This window comes from Amycolatopsis sp. FU40 (assembly GCF_021903635.1).
In the GTDB taxonomy this organism is placed as follows: domain Bacteria; phylum Actinomycetota; class Actinomycetes; order Mycobacteriales; family Pseudonocardiaceae; genus Amycolatopsis; species Amycolatopsis dendrobii.
Map to the genome: position 1 here is coordinate 7,183,312 of NZ_CP091381.1, position 20,445 is coordinate 7,203,756.

15 protein-coding genes and 1 other RNA gene are annotated in these 20,445 nt (G+C 69.5%); 6 read left to right on the forward strand and 10 right to left on the reverse strand.

Annotation, left to right across the window (positions count from 1 at the left end; translation table 11 throughout):
* Positions 1-16: 16 nt before the first annotated feature.
* Positions 17-1,114, forward strand: a complete 1,098-nt coding sequence (locus L3Q65_RS33770; RefSeq protein WP_237597533.1) for a UDP-N-acetylglucosamine 2-epimerase — start codon at positions 17-19, stop codon at positions 1,112-1,114.
* A gap of 145 nt (positions 1,115-1,259) precedes the next feature.
* Complete coding sequence (locus L3Q65_RS33775; protein ID WP_237597534.1) at positions 1,260-1,730, forward strand: hypothetical protein; 471 nt, start codon at positions 1,260-1,262, stop codon at positions 1,728-1,730.
* 51 nt (positions 1,731-1,781) lie between these two features.
* Here the strand turns inward: L3Q65_RS33775 and L3Q65_RS33780 are convergent, their stop codons facing one another.
* From L3Q65_RS33780 to L3Q65_RS33795, 4 genes are all read right to left on the reverse strand, one after another.
* The gene (locus L3Q65_RS33780; RefSeq protein ID WP_182892659.1) at positions 1,782-2,237 is read right to left on the reverse strand and encodes a hypothetical protein; all 456 of its coding nucleotides are present in this window, start codon (positions 2,235-2,237) and stop codon (positions 1,782-1,784) included.
* Between the two features lie 10 nt (positions 2,238-2,247).
* A complete protein-coding gene (locus tag L3Q65_RS33785; protein WP_237597535.1) occupies positions 2,248-5,763 on the reverse strand; it encodes a chemotaxis protein in 3,516 nt (1,171 codons plus the stop codon).
* A 201-nt stretch (positions 5,764-5,964) separates the two neighbouring features.
* Positions 5,965-6,561, reverse strand: coding sequence for a recombination mediator RecR (gene recR / locus L3Q65_RS33790; protein WP_182892661.1), 597 nt, complete (start codon positions 6,559-6,561; stop codon positions 5,965-5,967).
* 3 nt (positions 6,562-6,564) lie between these two features.
* On the reverse strand, positions 6,565-6,921 hold the full coding sequence (locus tag L3Q65_RS33795; protein ID WP_067577153.1) for a YbaB/EbfC family nucleoid-associated protein: 357 nt from the start codon (positions 6,919-6,921) through the stop codon (positions 6,565-6,567).
* A 103-nt stretch (positions 6,922-7,024) separates the two neighbouring features.
* Here L3Q65_RS33795 and L3Q65_RS33800 point away from each other — a divergent pair, with 103 nt between their 5' ends.
* Positions 7,025-7,882 carry an N-acetylmuramoyl-L-alanine amidase gene (locus L3Q65_RS33800; protein ID WP_237597536.1) on the forward strand — a complete coding sequence of 286 codons (858 nt, stop codon included), beginning with the start codon at positions 7,025-7,027 and terminating at the stop codon, positions 7,880-7,882.
* Positions 7,883-7,987: 105 nt separating this feature from the next.
* A complete protein-coding gene (locus L3Q65_RS33805) occupies positions 7,988-11,092 on the forward strand; it encodes a TIM-barrel domain-containing protein (protein WP_237597537.1) in 3,105 nt (1,034 codons plus the stop codon).
* A 67-nt stretch (positions 11,093-11,159) separates the two neighbouring features.
* On the opposite strand, the gene L3Q65_RS33810 is transcribed toward L3Q65_RS33805, so the two are convergent.
* Complete coding sequence (locus L3Q65_RS33810; protein WP_237597538.1) at positions 11,160-13,229, reverse strand: DNA polymerase III subunit gamma and tau; 2,070 nt, start codon at positions 13,227-13,229, stop codon at positions 11,160-11,162.
* A gap of 87 nt (positions 13,230-13,316) precedes the next feature.
* Between L3Q65_RS33810 and L3Q65_RS33815 the strand changes: the two genes are divergently transcribed.
* The gene (locus L3Q65_RS33815; RefSeq protein ID WP_237600977.1) at positions 13,317-14,126 is read left to right on the forward strand and encodes a spermidine synthase; all 810 of its coding nucleotides are present in this window, start codon (positions 13,317-13,319) and stop codon (positions 14,124-14,126) included.
* An 8-nt stretch (positions 14,127-14,134) separates the two neighbouring features.
* On the opposite strand, the gene ffs is transcribed toward L3Q65_RS33815, so the two are convergent.
* The 4 genes from ffs to L3Q65_RS33835 form a co-directional block, all read right to left on the reverse strand.
* Positions 14,135-14,234: signal recognition particle sRNA small type (gene ffs, locus L3Q65_RS33820), an RNA gene on the reverse strand.
* Positions 14,235-14,239: 5 nt separating this feature from the next.
* Positions 14,240-14,734 carry an ATP/GTP-binding protein gene (locus L3Q65_RS33825; protein WP_182892665.1) on the reverse strand — a complete coding sequence of 165 codons (495 nt, stop codon included), beginning with the start codon at positions 14,732-14,734 and terminating at the stop codon, positions 14,240-14,242.
* A 3-nt stretch (positions 14,735-14,737) separates the two neighbouring features.
* A complete protein-coding gene (locus tag L3Q65_RS33830) occupies positions 14,738-15,157 on the reverse strand; it encodes a roadblock/LC7 domain-containing protein (RefSeq protein WP_009084595.1) in 420 nt (139 codons plus the stop codon).
* The gene (locus L3Q65_RS33835) at positions 15,154-17,481 is read right to left on the reverse strand and encodes an ATP-binding protein (protein WP_237597539.1); all 2,328 of its coding nucleotides are present in this window, start codon (positions 17,479-17,481) and stop codon (positions 15,154-15,156) included. The genes L3Q65_RS33830 and L3Q65_RS33835 overlap by 4 nt, the downstream gene beginning before the upstream one ends.
* 260 nt (positions 17,482-17,741) lie before the next feature.
* On the opposite strand from L3Q65_RS33835, the gene L3Q65_RS33840 reads away from it, so the two are divergent.
* The gene (locus tag L3Q65_RS33840; protein WP_182892667.1) at positions 17,742-18,647 is read left to right on the forward strand and encodes a serine/threonine dehydratase; all 906 of its coding nucleotides are present in this window, start codon (positions 17,742-17,744) and stop codon (positions 18,645-18,647) included.
* Here L3Q65_RS33840 and L3Q65_RS33845 read toward each other — a convergent pair.
* Positions 18,634-20,427, reverse strand: coding sequence for a glycosyltransferase family 39 protein (locus tag L3Q65_RS33845; protein WP_182892668.1), 1,794 nt, complete (start codon positions 20,425-20,427; stop codon positions 18,634-18,636). The two genes, L3Q65_RS33840 and L3Q65_RS33845, sit on opposite strands and share 14 nt — an antisense overlap.
* Positions 20,428-20,445 lie beyond the last annotated feature (18 nt).

Below are 20,445 nucleotides of genomic sequence, written 5' to 3' on the forward strand. Positions count from 1 at the left end.
TGATTGGGCGTCCTCGGTGATCTCCTTCGTCGCCGGCACCACCGCGGAACTGATCAAGATCGCGCCGGTCTTCCACCGCATCGCCGAGCGCGGAGCGACACCGAAGCTCTGGTTCACCGCACAGCACGTGGACGAGGTCGCCGACGTCCTGTCCGATCTGCGGCTGCCGGAACCCCACTTGTGGTTCGTGCCTCGCGCACAGGCGCGCGACCTCGAATCCCCGGCGCAAGTGCCCGGCTGGGCCGCGCAGGTCATGCGCACGGCGTGGAGCCGCCGCGCCGAACTCCGCGCCCAACTGACCGCGGACGGCCGCCCGCCGCTCGTGCTCGTGCACGGCGACACGTTCACCACGCCGTACGGGGCGTTGATCGGCAAGAAGATCCTGAAGGCCCGCGTCGGGCACATCGAGGCGGGCACGCGGTCGGGCAGCATCCTGTCGCCGCTGCCGGAGGAGCTGAACCGCAAGATCGCCGGGAAGTTCGTGGACATCCACTTCTCGCCGAGCGAGCGCGAAGTGCACAACCTGCGGGGCGCCCGCGGTGTCGTGGTGAACACCGAAGCGAACACGGCGATCGACTCGATGCGCCAGGTCGTCGATCAGCCGCTCGACGTGCCGAACCTGCCGGAGAAGTTCGGCCTGGCGACGCTGCACCGGTTCGAACTGGTGTCGCGGGCGGACAAGTACCGCGAGGCACTGGAAATCCTGCGCGCGCAAAGCCGCACGATGCCGGTGCTCTACCTGGCCGGCGCGCCGGAGCGGGAGAAGATCCGCGCGCTGGGCTTGGACAGCCTGTTCGACGACAAGTTCATCGCACAGCCGAAGATGCGGTACCTGAAGTTCCTGCCGCTGGTCGCGCGAGCCGAGTACGTCGTCACGGATTCCGGTGGGCTGCAGGAGGAATGCGGCTACCTGGGCGTGCCGTGCGCGGTCCACCGGGCCCGCACCGAACGGCACGTGGGAATCGGCGAGAACGTCGTCCTGACCGAGATGCGCGGCGACCGGCTGCGGGAGTTCCTTGCCACGTACCAGAATCGCCGCGGGGTGTCCTGGACGGACAAGTACCATCCGTCGGACATCGTGGTGAACTCGCTGGCACAGCTGGGTTATTGCTGACCGGGCTGCCAAGGCTCCCGCACTGGGCTGAACGCGCTAACCAGCACGCGTTTTCCTACGCCTTGCCCACTTTTCGTGGACGGGGTTTCCCGCACCATGGTAGGCATATTCCGCACTTTTGGGATAAACCATGGGGAGTACCTCGATGCAGACACTGAGAAGATCCTTCGCCGTCACCGCAGTCGCCGCACTTGCCTTGACCGGAACCGGTACCGCCGCGTTCGCCGACGACGGACCGCCGCCCATCGTCGAATACTACGACTACCCGGGCGCAGACCAGATTTTTGCGGAGCATGGAATTCGCCTGCTCAAGGGCGACGGACACATTTTGTTCACCGACTGCGCGGCGCCCGGAAGCCGAGTCGAGATCTGGAGCCGCACCAGCACAAAGTCATTCTGTTTCCGGATCACCGCGGACAAGGGATACCTGAGCCTCGACCTGGCCAAGGTTTACCTGATCTGGGGCGACAACCACGCGATGACCGCGACGATGACGACCAACGGCCAGACCAAGCAGGTCAAGATCGAGAAGAATCAATGGAATTCGGTCGGCGAGCCGACCGATCCGGACAAGAACCCGTCCTCACTGGTGGAGCTGAATTCCGGACCGGCCTGATTCCGGGTTCCGGCGGCGCACCGATGTCGATGCGCCGCCGGAACGCAGCGTTCACTCCCCAGTCAGTTTTCGCATCTCCGCGCCAAAACCCCGCGCCGTCAGCTCGGTCATCTTTTCGTAGAACTCCACCCCGCCCGCGACGAGCGCCGACAGCAGTTCTTTCTCTCCTGCCACCGAAGTGCGCTTCCAATCTTTGCCGCTCACCGTGATTCGCAGCAGACCTCGCGGCACCGGCTCGAGCGCGATGTCCACCGGTTGATCCGGAAAGGAAGACTCCGCGCGCCCGTTCTTCCGATAGCCGTCGACCAGATTGCCGACGGAACCCCACAGCGATTCGATGTCCGTGACCAAATCCTCGTCGATCACGGGCACCTGCGACACCGTCAGCATGATCACGCCGCTGAGGTCGTCCGCATACCGCACGCGCGGAAGTTCCGTGCACTCCCGGATGTCCACGAACACCGGTTCCACCCAGAGAACCGTCCGGACCCGCTCTACCCCGTTCATTCCGACGATCCTACTTCGGGAAGAACTGGACGACCCGGCCGCCGCGGACCGCACCCTTGTAGGTCACGCCGTTGACGATCCCCTCGATTTCCGTATTCGCCATGGTGCCGCCGTTCTGGATGATCTTGGCCTGGTTCTGGTTGATCACCTGGCGAAGGGCGTCCTCGATGTCCTGGATCGTCGTCCGTGCGTCGAAGAACGATTGGTCCTTCGCGAAACTGCCGTCCCAGTACTTCGGGTGGTGCCGTTCGAGGATGTGCGCCATCCGTTCCCTCGTCAGCAGCGCGCTGTCCCCGCCGATATTGATCGTCTTGCTCGTCCAGTTGGTCAGGATGCCCGCGGATCTTCCGGGAAGAAGCTTGAGCTTGTTCGCGACCTCCCCGGCCGCCTTGAGCTTGAGCATCCGCTGCAGCATCTTCGAGAATGGCTTCCCGATGCCCATTTCCTGCGGGATCATCAGGTAGCCCTCGAGGGACTTCAACTGCTCGCGCAGTGCGGCGCTGCACTCCCCGCCCTTGTCGCAGTACTCGCGAAGCAGCAGGTCGGCCAGGTCGCCACCCGCGGCCGAAGCGTTTCCGTACTCGTCGGCGTGTTCGGTGAGCCACCGGTCGAAGTTGCGGCCGACTGCTTCGCACGCGGAGAGGCCGTAGTCCTTGAACGGCAGGACGTACCCGTTGACCAGGCAGGTCCCGTCGGTGAACAGGACCATCACGCCGTTCTCGAACTGCGCGGCACGGTACCTCTGGGGTTCGCCGTTCGCCTGCTCGTTGTTGTGCGTACGCAGAAACGCCTCAGCAGCCTCGGCGGCCGCGTCCGCTGCTTCCCGGGCGCTCTTTCCGGCGTCCGCGGCCGCTTGCCGAGCCTTTGCCGCCGCGTCAGCGGCACGTGCTGCCATGGCCCGCGCCACGGCAGCGGAATGCGCGGCTTTGGCCGCGGACGCCGCCGCGCTGGCTGCGGCTTGCTGCGCTGTCGCAGCCGCGTCGCGTGCCTGTTTAGCCGACTGCGCGGCCCGCTCCGCTGAAGCCTGCGCGTCCTCCGCCGACTTCTTGGCCTGCGCCGCGTACGTCTTCGCGTCATCAGCTGACTTGCGCGCGGCTGCGGCGTATCCGGCTGCCGCGTCGGATGCCTTCCGTGCGTTGGCTGCGGCCTCTCCGGCCTTCGCGGCGGCTTCCTGTGCCGATGCGGCAGAAGCCGCAGCCTCGGACACATACCGCTGGACCACCGAAACGTGCGTCGCGGTGTCCTGATCACGGCGCTGTGCCTGCGCCTGGCCGACCTGCATGAACTCGCGCAATGCCTCGTCCGGGCCGGACAGCGCGATCTGCGCCGCCGCCTTGACCTCAGGGCTGCCGTTCGCCAGCGCCTGCGCGACGGCGATGCGGTCGTCCTTTACCGCAGCGGCGAACTGGCCAGTACGAAGGAAATCGCGTCGGTCAGCCGCGGTCCCGTTGAGCGCGGCCTGCGCGGCTTCGCGCGTGGCCGAACCACCGGTCGTGAGCAGTTGCGCGATAGCGACGCGCTCGTCGTGTTCCCGGCCTTCGTAAGGCTGGTAGCGCAGAAATTCCGTTACCTGGGCACCGGTTCCGTTCAACGCAGCTGTCGCGGCCTGTGCCAGTGCGGTGTTCTCGTTCTTGGTCAGGTACCCGACACGGGCTCGGTCGTCCTGCTCGGCCGCGGCGGTGAGGCCACCGGCCACATAGGCGACGACGTCGTCGTCAGTGCCGCCGAGCACTGATTCAGCGCGCGACCGGGTGATCGGCCCCGCGGCGGTGAGCTGCTTGACGGCGATCTTCCGGCCGTCCGCGACTACGGTCTCATGCGGCGCACCGGGTGCGGACGCTTCGGCCAGCAGTCGTTTGGCCTCGGCATCCATCCGGTCGATTTCCGGGATGTCCCAAGGGGTTTCCGCCGGAACTGCTTCGGCCGCGGCACGCAGCGCCTGCGCGAGTTCGACCGCTTCCTCGGTTTCCGTCGCCAGCCGCTCGGCTTCCGCCTGCCGTGCCTTTTCCTGCGTCCGGCTCGCCTGTGCGGCTGCCGCGGACGCCGCGTCCGCGGCCAGCTTCGCGGCCTTGGCGTGGGCTTCGGATTCGGTTGCCGCCTTGTCGGCTTCGCCCGCGTGCAAGGCCGCTTCGTCAGCTGCCGACGCCGCGGCGTCGGCATGCTGGGCAGCGCTGTTCGCGGAGGCCTGTGCTTCCTGCGCGGCAGAGGCGGCCTCGGCGGCCAAGGCACCAGCCGCATTGGCCGCACGAGTCGCACGGCCCGCCGCGCGCTTCGCGTCGGCGGCAGCTCGTTTCGCGCGCTCAGCCTGCACACCGGCCGCGGCGGACTGGCCGGCGGCAGCCGCTGCCGCGTCGCCTGCCTTTTGCGCGTTCGACGCGGCGGAACTCGCTGCCGACACTGCGGCACCGGCGGCTCGCGCCGCGTCGCCGACTGCCCGCGCGGCGTCGGCGGCTAGCCGAGCGCTGACCGCTGCCTGCCGGGCCCCGATAGCCGCTTTGCGGGCGTCGTCCGCGTGGCCCGCGTCGATCCGCGCATCGGCCGCCGCACGCTGCGCGGTACCAGCCGCTTGTCCGGCGAGAACCGCTGCGACAGCTGCTCGTTGCGCTGCCGCGGCGGCTACCCGGGCAGCCCTCGTCGCTTCATTGGCCGCTCCGATCGCTTCCCGGGCCGCCGCCGCGGCTCGCGTCGCTGCATCGGCCGCTCGGCCGGCCGCGGAAGCGGCTTTCGCGGAGTCGTCTTTCGCCGCCTCGGTTTCCGCGGCCGCGGTCTCGGCGGCCTTACGTGCTAGTTCGGCAGCCTGGACAGCGCGATCCGAGGCTTCCTTCGCCAGCTTCGTTTCCATCGCGGCGCGATCGCCCGCTTCCTTCGCCGCCGCGGCGAGGCTGGCTACGGTCGCGACCTCGTTGTCCCGTTCGCGAGCGGCGAACTGGCCCGTCTCCAGGAAGTCTTTCTTCTCTTCCCGCGTACCGGACAGCGCGATTTGAGCCGCGTGCTTGACCGCCGGCCCGCCCGTCGCAAGCAGGTGCGCGACCTCGACTCGCTCGTCCTGCTCCTGCGCGATGTCCCGGCCGGTCAACACAAACCGGGCGAGGTCCGCGACAGTACCGCTCAACGCGGCCTGCGCGGCTTCCTTCACCCCGGGGCCACCGACAGCGAGCGCCTCCGCGACGCGCACGCGAGTGTCCTGCTCCCACGGTGCTTGCACCCCGGTGGAAAGGAATTCCCGCATCTTCTCCGGCGGTCCGGACAAGGCCGCCTGCGCCGCTGTCTTCACCGCCGGGCCCGCGGTGGCCAGCAACTGGGCCACCTGTACCCGGTCATCCTGCACGCGGTAGTCGGCGAAACCTTGGTCGAGGAACTGCCGGACCGCGGCATCGGTGCCGGTGAGCGCGGCCTCGGCCGCCTCTCGCACCCCAGGACCGCCGTTACGCCAGGCTTCGACGACCTTGTTCCGGTCAGTGAGAACCGGAGTCGGGTCTCCTTCGTCGGCCGTCGCCGGCTCGGCAACCGCAGGAGTGGTCAGCAATCCAGCCAGAACACAAAAAAGGAACGCGACGATCGTCGCGTTCCTCAAATGTGTTGTCGTGCGTCTGAACACAGCTCTGAGCTTCATCGCGGGCTTCCCCCCTGAGTGGCGCGCGTAGACAAACCAGACAGTAAAGGGATGGTGATCAACAGGTCAATGACCTGTCACCCGATGCGACGCAGCCGGATGCCGCAACCGCCCTCAGAGCGCGCGCCGCCCGGACAACGCACGTCCCAAGGTCAGCTCGTCCGCGAACTCCAGGTCCCCGCCCATCGGCAACCCCGACGCCAGCCGTGTCACCGACAGCCCCGGGAAGTCGCGCAGCATGCGCACCAGGTACGTGGCCGTCGCCTCGCCCTCGGTGTTCGGGTCTGTCGCGATGATGATCTCCCGGACGTCCGCCTCGCCGATGCGCTTCAGCAGTTCCCGCATCCGCAACTGTTCCGGGCCGATGCCGGACAGCGGGTCCAGTGCGCCGCCGAGGACGTGGTAGCGGCCCTTGAACTCGCGGGTCCGCTCGACCGCCAGCACGTCCTTCGGCTCCTCGACCACGCAGATCACCGTGAGGTCGCGGCGTTCGTCGCGGCAGATCCGGCACGTTTGCTGTTCCGAGACGTTGCCGCAGATCTCGCAGAACTGCACGCCTTCCTTGACCTTGCCCAGCACGTCCTGCAGCCGCGCGATGTCCGCGGGGTCGGCGGCCAGCAGGTGGAACGCGATGCGCTGGGCACTCTTCGGACCGACGCCGGGCAAGCGGCCCAGTTCGTCGATCAGGTCTTGGACGACACCTTCGTACAAGTGTCAGCCGCCGAAGCCGAGGCTGCCGAGGTCCGGCATGCCGCCGCCGAGGCCGCCGGCCAGCGGGCCCAGTTTCTGCTCGGTGAGCTTCTGCGCGCTCGCCGACGCGTCGCGCACCGCGGCGACTACCAGGTCGGCCAGGGTTTCGACGTCGTCGGGGTCGACCACCTTCGGGTCGATGACGAGGCTCTTCAGCTGGCTGTCGCCGGACACCGTCGCGGTGACCAGTCCGCCGCCCGCGGTGCCGGTGACCTCGGTGTTGGCGAGTTCCTCCTGGGCCTCCACCAGCTTCTGCTGCATCTGCTGGGCCTGCTGCATGATCTGCGACAGGTCGAAGCCGCCGCCGCCGGGTTGCACCATGATCGCACTCGGTCCTTCCGCGTTTGGGTGTTCCTCCCCAGCCTAGCCGCGCGCCCGGCGCGTCCGTCCCTGCGGCACGCGTGTGCTGTGGCACCGTTGTCGCGTGCGAGCGAAGACACTCCCGCTGCTGACCGGCTTGCTGCTGCTCACAGCGTGTTCCGGCGGCGGCGAGACGCCTCCCTCACCGGCCGCTGCGCCGACGTCGCCGCCGAGCTCAGCGGCCCCGAGCCCGTCGTCTTCGAGCCCGCCGCCGGCGCCGTCCTCGTCTTCGAGTCCGCCCTCGACGTCCGCGGTGCCACCGGTCGGCTCGGGCAAGGTCGTGGTGCTCGATCCCGGCCACAACGGCGGCAACGCCTCGCACCCCGGCGAGATCAACCGGAAGGTGCCCGCCGGACGCGGGCAGACGAAGCCGTGCAACACCACCGGCACGTCGACCAACGCCGGGTACCCGGAGCACGCCTTCACCTTCGCGGTCGCGCAGGAGGTCGGGAATGCGTTGGCGGCCAAGGGAATCAAGGTCGTCTACACCCGGCAGAACGACTCCGGCGTCGGCCCGTGCGTCGACGAGCGCGCGAAGATCGGCAACGACGCGAACGCTGACGCAGTGGTCTCGATCCACGCCGACGGCTCTACTTCGCCGACCGCGCACGGCTTCCACGTCGCGTACTCCGCACCGCCGTTGAACGCGGCGCAGGGCGAACCGTCTCTGAAGCTGGCACGCACGATGCGCGACGGAATCCGCGACGACGGCTTCGCCACCTCTACTTACATCGGCTCGGCGGGTCTTTCGCCGCGGAATGATCTGGGCGGCCTCAACTTGTCGACCCGGCCCGCGGTGCTCGTCGAGTGCGGCAACATGCGCAACGCCGACGAGGCTGGGCAGATGTCGTCCGCCTCGGGCCGGGCGCACTACGCGCAGGCCATCGCGAAGGCGATCGAGGCGTACCTGGCCGGTGCCTGACGCAGGGAGCCGAAAGGGCTACTGAACGGACAGAACACCGGACACCGTCTTCTCTCTTGATCGGTCCCGACCTACCGTCGCTGGGAACCTGTCGAGGAGGCGCCGGTGGCAACTTCACTCCGAGGACGACTGGCACGGCTTTTCGCCGTGACAGCCATGGCGGGCACGCTCGTGTCGACGGGAGTCGCCGAGGCCGCTCCGCAATCGGTGACCGCCGGGCCAGCGCGGTTCGAAGTCCTGTCGCCGACGCTCATCCGCACCGAATACGCGGGTGACGCCAAGTTCGTCGACGCGGGCACGTTCAACGCGGTCGGCCGCGACAGTTTCCCAAGAACCCCCTACACCGCAACCAAACGCGACGGATGGCTGACCATCCGGACCAGTGCCGTCCAGTTGCGCTACAAGCTCGGCTCGGGCGCGTTTTCCGACGACAACCTCACCGTCCAGCTGCGAACCGGCGGCCAGGACGTCACCGCACGGCCATGGGCGGGCAAGCTGACTCCGGTCTGCGCGTTCAACACCCTCTGCGAGGCCGAACAACTGCAGCTCAATGGGCCAGGCGCGGCCAGTGACCACCGCGGCTACACCGGTGACGGTTTCGCGGCGGGCTTCGCCAACTCCGGCGACAACCTCGCCTTCCGCAGCACCGCTTCCGGTGAGCACCAGCTGGATCTGCGCTACGCCAACGGAACCGGCGGCGACGGGCAGCACACGACCCGCACGCTCAGCGTCCTCGTGGACGGCACCAACGCACGCACCATCACGCTGCCAGCCACCGCTGACTGGGACACCTGGGCGCTCGCGACCGTGCCGATCACGCTCCCCGCGGGAGAGCACCAGGTGACCGTCAAGCGCGGCCCCACCGACTCGGGCAACGTCAACATCGACAGCCTTGCCCTGGTCAACACCGGTGCCGAGTACCCGCAACCCGTGCCGCCCGCGCCGACGCCGTGCGCGTTCGGTGTCCTTTGCGAGGCCGAGCAAGGCGCGCTGTCCGGCGGCGCGCGCCCGGCCAGCGACCACGACGGTCACTCCGGCAAAGCTTTCCTGGCAGGTATGGAGCGACCCGGCGCGTCGGACGCGCTGACGATCACCGGCGTCCCCGCCGACGGTGCCTACGACCTCCAGCTCCGCTACGCGGACGCGACCGCCGCTTCCGGCCAAACCCAGCCAACTTCGTTGACCCTCCAAGCCGGCGGCACCTCCACCAACCTGACTCTTGCGTCGACCAGCAGCTGGAATTCGTGGCGCACCAAGGCAATCCCGGTCAACCTCAAGGCCGGCACCAACACCGTCACACTGTCCTGTCCGGACTCGAACTGCCACGTCAACCTCGACACCGTCGCCGTCACGGCCGCGCATTCGGTGTTGCTCGCCCCGCACGCACCGCTCGGCGGTTACCGACGCGGACTCGACGGTGTCGACGGAAGTGCAGTCTCCGCACCCGGAATCCTTTACCAGGACGGCTGGTCGCTCCTCGACGACACCGCATCGGCGCTGTACGACCCTCGCACCAAGAGCGTCACCCAGCGGTCCAGCAGCGAGAACTACCAGGACGGCTACGTCTTCGCTTACGGCCAGAACTACGACCAAGCGCTGCGGGAGCTGTCGCAGCTGACCGGACCGTCGCTCTTGCTGCCCCGCTGGGCTTACGGCGTCTGGTACTCCGAGTACTACGACCGCACAGCTGCCGACTTCGAGCAGACGATCGTGCCGAAGTTCCGCGCACAGCACGTGCCGCTCGACATGCTCGTCGTCGACACCGACTTCAAGTCGCCGGACCGGTGGAACGGCTGGGAAATCGACCCGAGCCGCTTCCCCGACCCGAAGGCGTTCTTCCAGTGGGCCCACGACCAGGGCCTGCACACGTCGCTGAACATCCACCCGAGCATCCGCGGCGACGACCCGCAGTTCCAGGCCGCACAGGCGACCGCGAAGGGCAAACTCCAGTCCAGCTGCGGAAAAGACTGCTACGTCTTCGATTTCGGCGACCCCGACCAGCTGCGGGCCTACTTCGACCTGCACCGGCCGATGGAACAGCAGGGCAACGACGTCTGGTGGCTTGACTGGTGTTGCGACGCCTCGAAATCCAGCCTCGCCGGCGTCACCCCGGATGCGTGGATCAACCAGCAGTACGCAGAGCACGGCGGCTTCGCTTTCTCCCGCGCGTACGGCTCGCTGCAAGCCGGCGGATACAGCTCGCCGACCGCCGTGCCGACCGGCCCGTGGGCGGACAAACGCACCACTCTGCACTTCACCGGCGACACCATTTCCGACTGGGCGACGCTGGCCTTCGAGGTCGGCTACACTCCCGGCGAATCCGCCGCGACCGGCCTGGCTTCAGTGAGCCACGACATCGGCGGCCACACCGGCGGATTGCAGCAGCCGGGCACGGAACCAGGCAGCACGAAACTGCCGGACGATCTGTACGCGCGCTGGGTGCAACTCGGGACGTTCCAGCCGATCGACCGGCTGCACTCCAACCACAGCGACCGGCTGCCCTGGCAGTACGGAGCCGCCGCGGACACGTCAGCGACGAAATTCCTTAACCTGCGCGAAAATCTCGTGCCGTACACGTACACGCTCGCGCAGCAGGCGACCGCGACGGGAATGCCGATCGTCCGGCCGCTGTACCTGCAATATCCGGACCAGCAGGAGGCGTACGCCCAGGCTGGCGGCGAATACCTGTACGGCCCGGACGTCCTCGTGGCTCCGGCGACCAGCCCGGGTGCCACGGCGACCACGAGCGTCTGGTTCCCGCCGGGCAACGACTGGACGGACTACTTCACCGGCAAGACCTACCGCGGCGGCACCACCGCGCAGATCACCACGGGCTGGGACACGATGCCGGTGTTCGTGCGCTCGGGCGGAATCATGGTCACCCGTAGCGGAAACGTCGCTGGCGACGCGCACGATCCGCTTGCCGCCGCGACCGTCACGGTGGCTGGCGGCCACAGCGGCGCGTTCACTCTCCAGGAAGAACGGTCGGCGACTGCGTTGCGCTACACCGAAAATGCGCACTCGGCAACGCTGACCATCGGTGCCTCGCAACGCGCTTGGACCGTCCGGTTCACCAACGCTGCGGCACCGTCGGCGGTGTATGTGGACGGTCGGCGCAGCGGAGCCTGGAGCTGGGACGCCGCTACCCGGACGGTGACCGTGCAAGCGCCGCCAGCGCAGCATCCGCACATGGTCCGCCTGGTGTCGTGACACCAGCGGACGGCGGGCCGGAGCTTGCGACGGGCCTGCTGCCGCGGCACCGCCACTCACGAGGCGGCTAGTCGAGCGGACGCGCGCCGAGGTGGTCCGAGAGCAGTTTCCGCGCGATCTGCTCCGGGTCCTCCTCCGCGGGCGGCGGCGGAGGCGGCGGGACCGGGCTGGAGTCCTCGGAGTAGATGTCGTCGTCCTCGTCCGTGGGCTCGGGCGGGAGCGGGATGTCCGGTTCGCTCGTGGTGACGCGCGGTCGGCTCGGCGCTTCCGCCGCGGGCTTCGGCGGGGCCGGCGGAGCGGCGGCCGCCGGGGCCTGGGCCGCCGCGGACGGACGCGTGAACGACCGTTCCGGAGCCGGTGCCGCCGGTTGCTGCCGGGGAGCCTGCCTCGCCGGGGCGGCGGCCGCGGCCGCGCCGTGCACGCAGCGGACCTGCCATTCGCCGCCGAGCACCTCGCTCAGCCCGGCCGCGATCTTGCTCGCGTTGCCCTGGTCGCTCAGCCGCCGGGCGAGCGGTTCGGACTTGTGCGTCAGCGTGACCGCCGAACCGTCGACCTCGGCGACCGTCGCCTGCGTGAGCATGGCTTCGAGCGCGCGGCCGCCGGTGAACTTCCGCAGCGACGCCAGCAGTTGCGGCCATTTCTCGCGCACCTTGGCCGCGTCGATTCCGCCCGCGACCGGGGCTTCCTCCGCTACCGGCGCAGCAGCGGGCGCTTCCGAAACAGGGGCAGGCTGTTGCGCGGGGGCAGGCGGTTCCGCGGGTGCCGGACGGCTGACCTCCGGCCGGGCCGGACGCGCCGGTTCCTCCGCGGCCGGACGGGCCGGTGCGGCGGGAGCTTCCTGCGCCGGACGCTGCGAAGGCCGCTGGAACGACCGCGCCGGAGCGTCCGCGGGAGCAGCGGCGGCAACCGGAGCAGGCCCGGCGGCCGGAGCGGGAGGAGGACCGGGCGCGACGGCGGGACCAGCCGCAGCGGGCGCGCCGGCGGGCCGCCGCTCGAGCCGCTCGATCCGCGCCAGCAAGGCTTTCTCCGCCTCGGTAACCGACGGCAGCAGCATGCGCGCGCAGAGCAGTTCGAGCACGAGCCGCGGCGACGTCGCGCCGCGCATCTCGAGAAGTCCACTGTGGACGATGTCGGCGTAGCGGGACAGCGTGGCCGGGCCGAGCTTCTCGGCCTGCTCGGTCATCCGCTTCAGCTCGTCGTCCGGCGCGGCGACCAGGCCGCGTTCGCCCGCTTCCGGGACCGCGCGCATCAGCAGCAGGTCGCGCAACCGGTCGAGCAGGTCGGTGGCGAACCGGCGCGGGTCGTGTCCGGCGTCGGCCAGTTTCTCGACGGTGCCGAACACTTCCGCCGGGTTGTCGTTCGCGAGCCCGTCGATCACCGCGTCGATCAGCGCGGTGTCCGTGACGCCGAGCAGCGACACCGCCCGCGGGTACGTGACGCCTTCCGGACCGGCCCCGGCGAGCAGCTGGTCCAGCACCGACTGCGTATCGCGAGCCGAACCGCCGCCTGCCCGGATCACCAGCGGGTACACCGCCGGTTCGACCGTCGCGCCCTCGGCGGCGACGTTGCGCTCCAGCAACTCTCGCATCGAACTCGGCGGGATCAGCCGGAACGGGTAGTGGTGCGTGCGCGAGCGGATGGTGGTGAGCACCTTGTCCGGCTCGGTGGTGGCGAAGATGAAGATCAGGTGCTCAGGCGGTTCTTCGACGATCTTCAGCAGGGCGTTGAAGCCCTGCGTGGTGACCATGTGCGCCTCGTCGATGATGAACACGCGATAGCGCGATTCGGCGGGCGCGTAGAACGCCTTGTCCCGCAGTTCGCGGGCGTCGTCCACACCGCCGTGGCTGGCCGCGTCGAGTTCGGTGACGTCGACGCTGCCAGGGCCTTCCGGCGCGAGCGCGCGGCACGAGTTGCACTCGCCGCACGGATCCGGGGTCGGGCCTTTGGCGCAGTTGAGCGAGCGCGCCATGATCCGCGCACTCGACGTCTTGCCGCAGCCGCGCGGCCCGGAGAACAGGTACGCGTGGTTGATGCGCCCGGCGGCCAGTGCCGTGCGCAGCGGTTCGGTCACATGCTCCTGGCCGACGACCTCGGCGAAGGTCGCCGGACGGTACTTCCGGTACAGCGCGAGAGCCACGAGCCCGAGACTACAGTGAGCACGGTGAGCCCCTCCCGTTCCGGTCGCGGCCGTGCGCCGAGCGGCCCGCGACCGGGCACGTACCCGGTGCGGTTCGGGACCGCCGAGCTGCTGCGCGACGCCGATCGGCCCAACGCGTGGATGCTTTCGGTGGACGGGGTGGCGCAGTCCTACGTCGATCTGGACGACCCGACGAACCTGGAGTTCGACTACGTGCGCCGGCTCGGCGATCTGGTCGACTTCCTTCCGCCCGGCCCGCTCGAAGCACTGCACGTCGGCGGCGCGGGCTGCTCTCTGCCGCGTTATGTCGCCGCGACGCGACCGGGTTCGCGCCAGCTGGTCTTCGACGCCGACGAGCCGCTGATCGACCTGGTCCGTGAACAGCTCGACCTGCGCAGCGTCCCGAAGCTGCGGGTACGGATCGAGGACGGCCGCGCGGGCGTGCGCAGCAGGCACGACGCGACAGCGGACTTGATCGTGATCGACGCCTTCGAACGCGCGACGCTGGCCGGCGGCTTGGCGACCGTGGAGTTCGTGACGGATGTGGCCCGCGTGCTGCGGCCGGGCGCGACGATGCTGGCGAACATCTCCGACGGCCCTGGGCTGCCGTTCGCCCGCCGGTTCCTCGCGACGCTGGCGGAGGTGTTTCCGCACGTCGTCCTGCTGGCCGAGCCCAGCGTGCTGCGCGGCCGCCGATTCGGGAATCTCGTGCTGGCCGCCTCCCGGCTCGACCTGCCGACCGCGGAGCTGACCCGGCGCGCGGCGTCCTCGCCGTATCCGGCGCGAGTGGTGCACGGGGCTGAGCTGCGGCAGCTGCGAGGGAAGGCCGCACCGGTCTTCGACGCGGAATCGCTGCCCTCGCCGACGCCGCCGGACGACGTGCTGGGGCTGTTCTAACCGCATAAAAAAAGCGGGTTCCCCCCGTACCCGCCAGAGCCCGCTTATCCTTGCTGCCTTCCGGCCCTGGGGAAGTTCACAGGGTGGACGCCACGGGGGGTCCCCGCAGACGACTATAGCGGACTCGGTTGCCGCGCCCGCGCCCCCTCGGTCACCCCCGCCGCGACTAGGTCGAGCACCTCCCGCACGGACGCCGGGTCGCGGGCGTCGAACGGGTGCACCGGAATGCCGTCGCGCACGGTCAACGCCCAGCGCACGTCGTGCAGCGGTCGAGTGAGCAGCCCGTCGAAGCAGTTCACCCCGACCACGAACGGCAGCCGCAGCCCTTCAACCGCGTCGAGCACCGGATAGGCGTCCGCGATCCGCCGCGGGTCGACCACGACGAGCGCGGCGTCCGCGCCTCGCACGAGGTCGGGCCAGCGGAACCAGAACCGGGCCTGTCCCGGCGCGCCGAACAGGTACCGCCGCCGCTCGCCCTCGCCGAGTCTGCCGAAGTCGAGCGCCGCGGTGGTGTCGCCGGCGTCGGTGCGCACCGGCGCGATCTCCGAAACGGCGTGCACCGCCGTCGTTTTCCCGGCTCCGGCCGGGCCAAGCACGAGAATCTTCACGGGTCAGGCGAACGCGGTGTTCTTCAACTCCTCGACCAGCGCGGGGGTAAGGACTTCGGAGGCGCGGTTGGCGAACATCGCCATCTCGTAGGCGATCGTGCCGAGGCTGGCCTGCTTGTTGGCCAGCACGCCGAGCGAGCAGCCGATGCTGATGGTGCAGACCACGAGGTAGCCGCGTTCCAGCTCGACCACGACCTTGTCCGGATCGCCGAGCGGATGGCTTTCGGACACGCTCTGCGCCAGCGCGAGCATCGCCGAGCAGGTCGCCGCGAGCCGGTCGGCGTCCGCGCGGTCGAGGTCCTGCGACGCGGCGATCAGCAGCCCGTCCGCGGACACGGCGAGCGCGGCGATCGCGCCGGCGGTGTGCAACGCGAAGCGGTTGACCAGCCAGTTGAAGTTCTGCGCGGCGGCGGGAACGGTCATGATCCTCCTTGATCGGCCTGCTGAGCGGTGACTTGCTGTGCTTTGGCGACGCCGTCGGAAAACGAGTCGAAGGTGGCCCGTTCGGCGGCCGGATCGCGCAATTCGCGACGCGGCAACGGGGTGCGGACGATCTGCGGCAGTTTGAGCCCCGGGGCCAGCTGCGCGCCGGGGACGCGGCGGAACACGCCGTCGCGGGATTCCGGTTGCACCACGGTGAACTGGTGCGTCGGCGACGGGTCCGCGGTGTCCTGCGCGTCCGGAACGTCCTCTGTGGACTCTTCGGTTTCCTCGGGGAGTTCCAGTGTTCCGGCGAGGGAGGCGAATTCCGGCTCGGCTTCCGGCCATTTCGGAGCTTCTTCCGGGTTCGCGTCGCCGGCTTCCGGCTCCGGCGGGTCGGTGAACCAGCGGAACCCGGCCGGGGTCGGCGTGGACAGCGCGGCGATCGCAGGCGCGGGGAGCAGCACCGGTCGCGGGTCGGGCACCTGACCCGGCTCGAAAAGCCCGGGCCCGCGGCGGAAATCGACGTCGCGGGTGAACAGCGCCTGCGGCACCGAGACCATTGCCGTCACCCCACCGTCCGGAGTGGACTCCAGTTCGACGCGCAGCGAATGCCGCTGCGCGAGCCGTCCGACCACAGCCAGGCCGAGTTGCTGCCCGGACGCCGCGTCGACCGGTTCGGCGAGCCTGCGGTTCTCCTGCGCCAGCCGGTCCGCGGACAGCCCGACGCCGTGGTCGGCAATGCTCACCAGCAGATCGCCGGACGGCTGGAACTCCGTCGAAATCTCCACCGCCGACTCCGGCGGCGAGAACGCGGCGGCGTTTTCCAGCAGTTCGGCGAACAGCAGCACCAGGTCGATCCCCAGCGACGGCGCGAGCAGTGCCTCCGCCGGTTCGCCGAGCCGGATCCGGGATTCGTCGTCGATTTCCGCGGCCGCCGAACGCAGCGCGGTGGCCAGTTCGATCGGACCGCCGACCCGGGTCTCGTCGCGGTTTCCGGTCACCACAAGCAGATCGTCCGCGGTGCGCCGCAGCCGGAGCGCGGCGTGCCCCACGCGGTGCAGTCCGGCGAGCAACACCGGATCGTCGGCGCTGCGCGTCAATTCCTCGAGCACCGTGCGCTGGCCCGCGACCAGGTTCTGCGTGCGCTTGGCCGCTCCGACCAGCAGCTGCACCCCCGCTCGCCGCAAGTTCGCCTGTTCGGTCACCGCTTCCGCCCCGGCGCCGCGGAGCCGGTTGAACGCATCCGCCAGCTCGGCCAGTTCGCCGCCGGTGTCCGCCTCGATCGCGGGCAGCAACGGTTGCGGCGGACCCGATTCCGGCTCGGCGACCTGAACCAATTCAGGGGCGGCCAGATCGGCGGTCGAGCGGGCTTGGCTCGCTAACCGCCGCAACGGCCGGGCGACGGATCGCGCGGCCAGCACCGACAATGCGGCAACCAGTCCGAAAAGGACAATCGCGGCACCGCCGACGATGAAGGCCGTCCGGGTGGCGCTGGACGCTTTCGCGGAGGCAGCATCGGCGATCGCCCCGGCGATCCGGGTCTCCGCCGCGTCGCGCTGATCGGCGAGCTGAGTACCCGCAGTGACCACATCGGACACAAACTGCCGGTCTTGCCGCGGCGCCGCGGCGAGCCGGTCGAGTTGCTGGGCCGTCGCTCCGGTCTCGACCGCGACGAGCTGCGCGGCGTCCTGCTTCCCGGCCAGCCGGGCGAACTGTTCTCCGTAGACGGCAGCGCGCTGACCTGCTCGATCAGCTCCAGTGGACGCGATCAGCGCGGTCGCCCGGGCCGCTCGCTGTTCGTCGGCGCGCAGCAGGGCGTCGAGCGTCCTGGCATCGGAGCTGTCCGAAGTGGCCAGCCCCAGCGCGTCGATCAGGCTTGCGGACATGGAATCGTAGCCAGACGCGATATCAACTGCGGAAATCTGACGATTGAGCGCGTTCTGCCGCAGTTTCGACAGTGCGCCACCGGGGCTGACCAGGCTGTCCGCGACGCCGTGCGCAGCCCTGTCCACTGCCTGCTGCTGCCGGACGAGCGCCGAATTGGTGGCCGACGGGTCAGCGAAAAAAGCGGCCGCGAGCAGGCTTTCCCGCTGCAACTGGCCAACCAGGCCGCCCACCCGCTGCCCCCGGGCCGCGGTGTCCGAAGTGGTCGCGGCCGCCGACGCGGCGGCGACCTGGGTGACGACGAGCGGAACCGCCGCCGCCACGACCAGGACCAGCGGAGCCACGACCAGCACGGTCACTCGCGCCTGCACGGTGCGGATCCCGAGGCGGTCAAGCAGCCGCGCAGCGGATTCCCGCGACCGGGCCGAGCCGTCGCGCATCCACGTCACCTTCCGTTCCCGAGGAGTCCCGACGAGACCGAGGCGTGAAGTGCACCGAACGGGGACACCCGCAGGACGCTACTACTCTCGGTAGTACTCGTCGCGGTACGCACATGGTCGGACACCCCACGTCTGCGCAGAGCTTAGCGAGATCCGCAAGATCTAGACAATGCCCTCTTGTCCCGTGTCGCGCCCTGACACGCTGGGGTTTTCCCGGCGAGCGGCACCCGAGCGAGGATGCCGGGAGGAGAATGGCCGATATGCGCACCGCACCTGTCGCCGCCGACGTCGCCGCTGCCCATCTCCGCCTCCGACCACACGTCCGGTGGACGCCGCTGTTACGCACCGAAATCGACGGTCGTCCCCTCGTGCTCAAGCTGGAGCAGCTCCAGCGGTCTGGTTCGTTCAAGCTCCGCGGCGCGGCAAACGCCCTGCTCACCGGGCCGAAACCGAAGCGCGTGGTCACGGCGTCCGGTGGCAATCACGGCCTCGGCGTCGCCACCGCCGCGCAGGCGCTGGGCGTCCCCGCAGTCGTCTACGTGCCGGAGTCCGTGCCCGAGGCGAAGGCCGCCGGCATCGAAGCGGCCGGCGCGAAGCTCATCCGGCACGGCGCGACGTACGGCGAGGCCGCGGCAGCCGCGCTGACCGTCGCAGAAGAACCCGGCACCCGCTACCTGCACGCGTACGACGACGCCGACGTGATCGCCGGACAAGGAACCGCGACCGCGGAGATCGTGGCCGACGCACCGGACGTCGACGCCATTGCCGTCGCAGTGGGCGGCGGCGGGCTGGCGTCCGGCGCGACACTGGCCGCGGACGGCCGTCAGGTGTTCGCGGTGGAGCCGGAGCACTGCCAGGCCTTGCACGCCGCCCTCGCCGCGGGCGAGCCAGTGGACGTCACCATCGACTCGGTCGCCGCCTCCGCACTTGGCGCGACCCGCGTCGGCGAGTTGGCGTTCGGCGTCCTCAGCTCGCCAGGCGTCACGTCCGTGCTGGTGTCCGACGCCGAGATCCTCGCCGCGCGCGACCTGCTGTGGCGCGACTTCCGGCTCGTCGTCGAACCGGCCGCCGCAGCTCCGCTGGCCGCCTGGCTGGCCGGACGCGTACCGGCCGAATTGCCGTGTTTCGTCTTGTGCGGAGCCAATACCTCGGTCACTTTTGCATGAGGTCGTAGACCTTCGCGCCGCCGACTGCGGCGGGATGGAAATGCTGCTCGACCCAGGCAGCGATCTTCCCGGAGGTGCCGCGGCTGCCGTTCGGGCCGCCGCGGCCGTTTCGCGCGCCGACGACGAAGTAGTGGATGTCCCCGCTCGCCACGTACTGCTGGAATTGCGCGAGTGTCGGAGCTGGATCGCCGCCGCTGAACCCGCCGACCGCGAGCACCGGTTTGCCGCTGCCCAGCGCGAGCCCAGCAGCCTGCATCGCACCGGTTTCCGCGGCAGCCCACTTCGTCGTCGTGGTCTCGAGCAGCCGGTTCAACTCCACATTGGACTGCTGTGGCCCGCCGAAGCTGGTGCGTCCCTTGTGCGGCGGCCCGGACGCCGGACTTCCTCCGGTATGCGCCGTCGCCGCGGTCGCCACGGTGAAGGACGCCATCCCCAGCAGGGCGGCCACCAGCGCCAGCAGCGCGACAGCACGGCGGGCGGCCCCGAGCGCCAGCGCGACCACGCCCAAGACACCGAGCACCAGCACGGTGTACCGCACCCACGGCTGCCAGTTCGGCGTCCGATCCAGCAGCACGAAACTCCACGCGACGGTCGCCGCCAACATCGTCGCGAGCACCGCGCGTGGGGCGAAATAGGCACGTCCGCGCCATAGTTCCGTCGTGGAAATCGCTACAGTGGCGGCGATTCCCGGGGCGAGTGCGACTGTGTAGTACGGGTGGATGATCCCGCTCATGTAGCTGAACACGAGGGCGCTGATCACCGTCCACGCACCCCACAGCAGCAACGCCGCGCGAGTCCGGTCAGTGCGCGGCGCACGCCGGGTAAACCACAACCCGGCCGCCAGCCCGATCAACGCGGCGGGCAGCAGCCACGACGCCTCGCCGCCGAACTGCTGAGTGAACAGGCGCGTCAAGCCCGCCTGGCCGCCGAAGCCATGTCCGGCACCGGAAAAATCCGGCATTTTCGGTCGTGCGTCGCCGCCGTGCGACTGTCCGAAAATCCGGCCGAGCCCGTTGTACCCGAATGCCAATTCCAGCACGCTGTTGTTCGTCGATCCGCTGATGTACGGCCGATCCGCAACGGGCCACAACGCCACCGCGAGCACCCACCAGCCCGCGGAAACCACCACCGCACCGGCGGCGGCGAGCAATTGCCGCACCCGCCGTCCCCACGAAGTCGGCGCGGCAACCGCGTAGGCGAGCACGAAGGCAGGCAACACCAGGAATGCCTGCAACATCTTGTCGAGGAACCCGAAGCCGATCGCGACGCCCGCCAGCAGCAGCCATTTCGTACTCGCGTTTTCCAGCGCCCGCACCAGGAAATACGCACCCGCGACGAGCAGCAGGACCAGGAACGCATCGGGGTTGTTGAACCGGAACATCAACGCGGCCACCGGGGTGAACGCGAGCAACGCTCCGGCGAGCAATCCGGCGACCGGGCCGGAAAGCCGCCGCACCGCCAGGTACAGCAGGCCGACCGAACCCACGCCCGCCAACGCGTCCGGCGCCAGCATGCTCCAGCTGGAGAATCCGAAGACCCGCCCGGACAATCCCATCATCCACAGGGAAAGCGGCGGTTTGTCGACGGTGACCACATTGCCCGGGTCGAGCGAACCGAAGAACCATGCTTTCCAGTCCCAGGCGCCCGCTTGCACGGCCATCGCGTAGAAATCGTTTCCCCAGCCGGAAATCGCGACATTCGTGAGATACAACGCGGCGGTGCCCAGCAGCAGCACCGCGACGGCGGGGCGCACCCAGCGTGGCGCGACGACAGTCGTCATGCCCGTCATTCTCACGGT

Excerpts from the sequence above, each read along its gene's own strand:
- L3Q65_RS33775 (WP_237597534.1), top strand. The coding sequence starts at position 1,260 with ATGCAGACACTGAGAAGATCCTTCGCCGTCACCGCAGTCGCCGCACTT.
- L3Q65_RS33780 (WP_182892659.1), bottom strand. The coding sequence starts at position 2,237 with ATGAACGGGGTAGAGCGGGTCCGGACGGTTCTCTGGGTGGAACCGGTG.
- L3Q65_RS33795 (WP_067577153.1), bottom strand. The coding sequence starts at position 6,921 with ATGGTGCAACCCGGCGGCGGCGGCTTCGACCTGTCGCAGATCATGCAG.
- L3Q65_RS33830 (WP_009084595.1), bottom strand. The coding sequence starts at position 15,157 with ATGACCGTTCCCGCCGCCGCGCAGAACTTCAACTGGCTGGTCAACCGC.
- L3Q65_RS33835 (WP_237597539.1), bottom strand. The coding sequence starts at position 17,481 with ATGCGCGACGGCTCGGCCCGGTCGCGGGAATCCGCTGCGCGGCTGCTT.
- L3Q65_RS33840 (WP_182892667.1), top strand. The coding sequence starts at position 17,742 with ATGCGCACCGCACCTGTCGCCGCCGACGTCGCCGCTGCCCATCTCCGC.
- L3Q65_RS33845 (WP_182892668.1), bottom strand. The coding sequence starts at position 20,427 with ATGACGACTGTCGTCGCGCCACGCTGGGTGCGCCCCGCCGTCGCGGTG.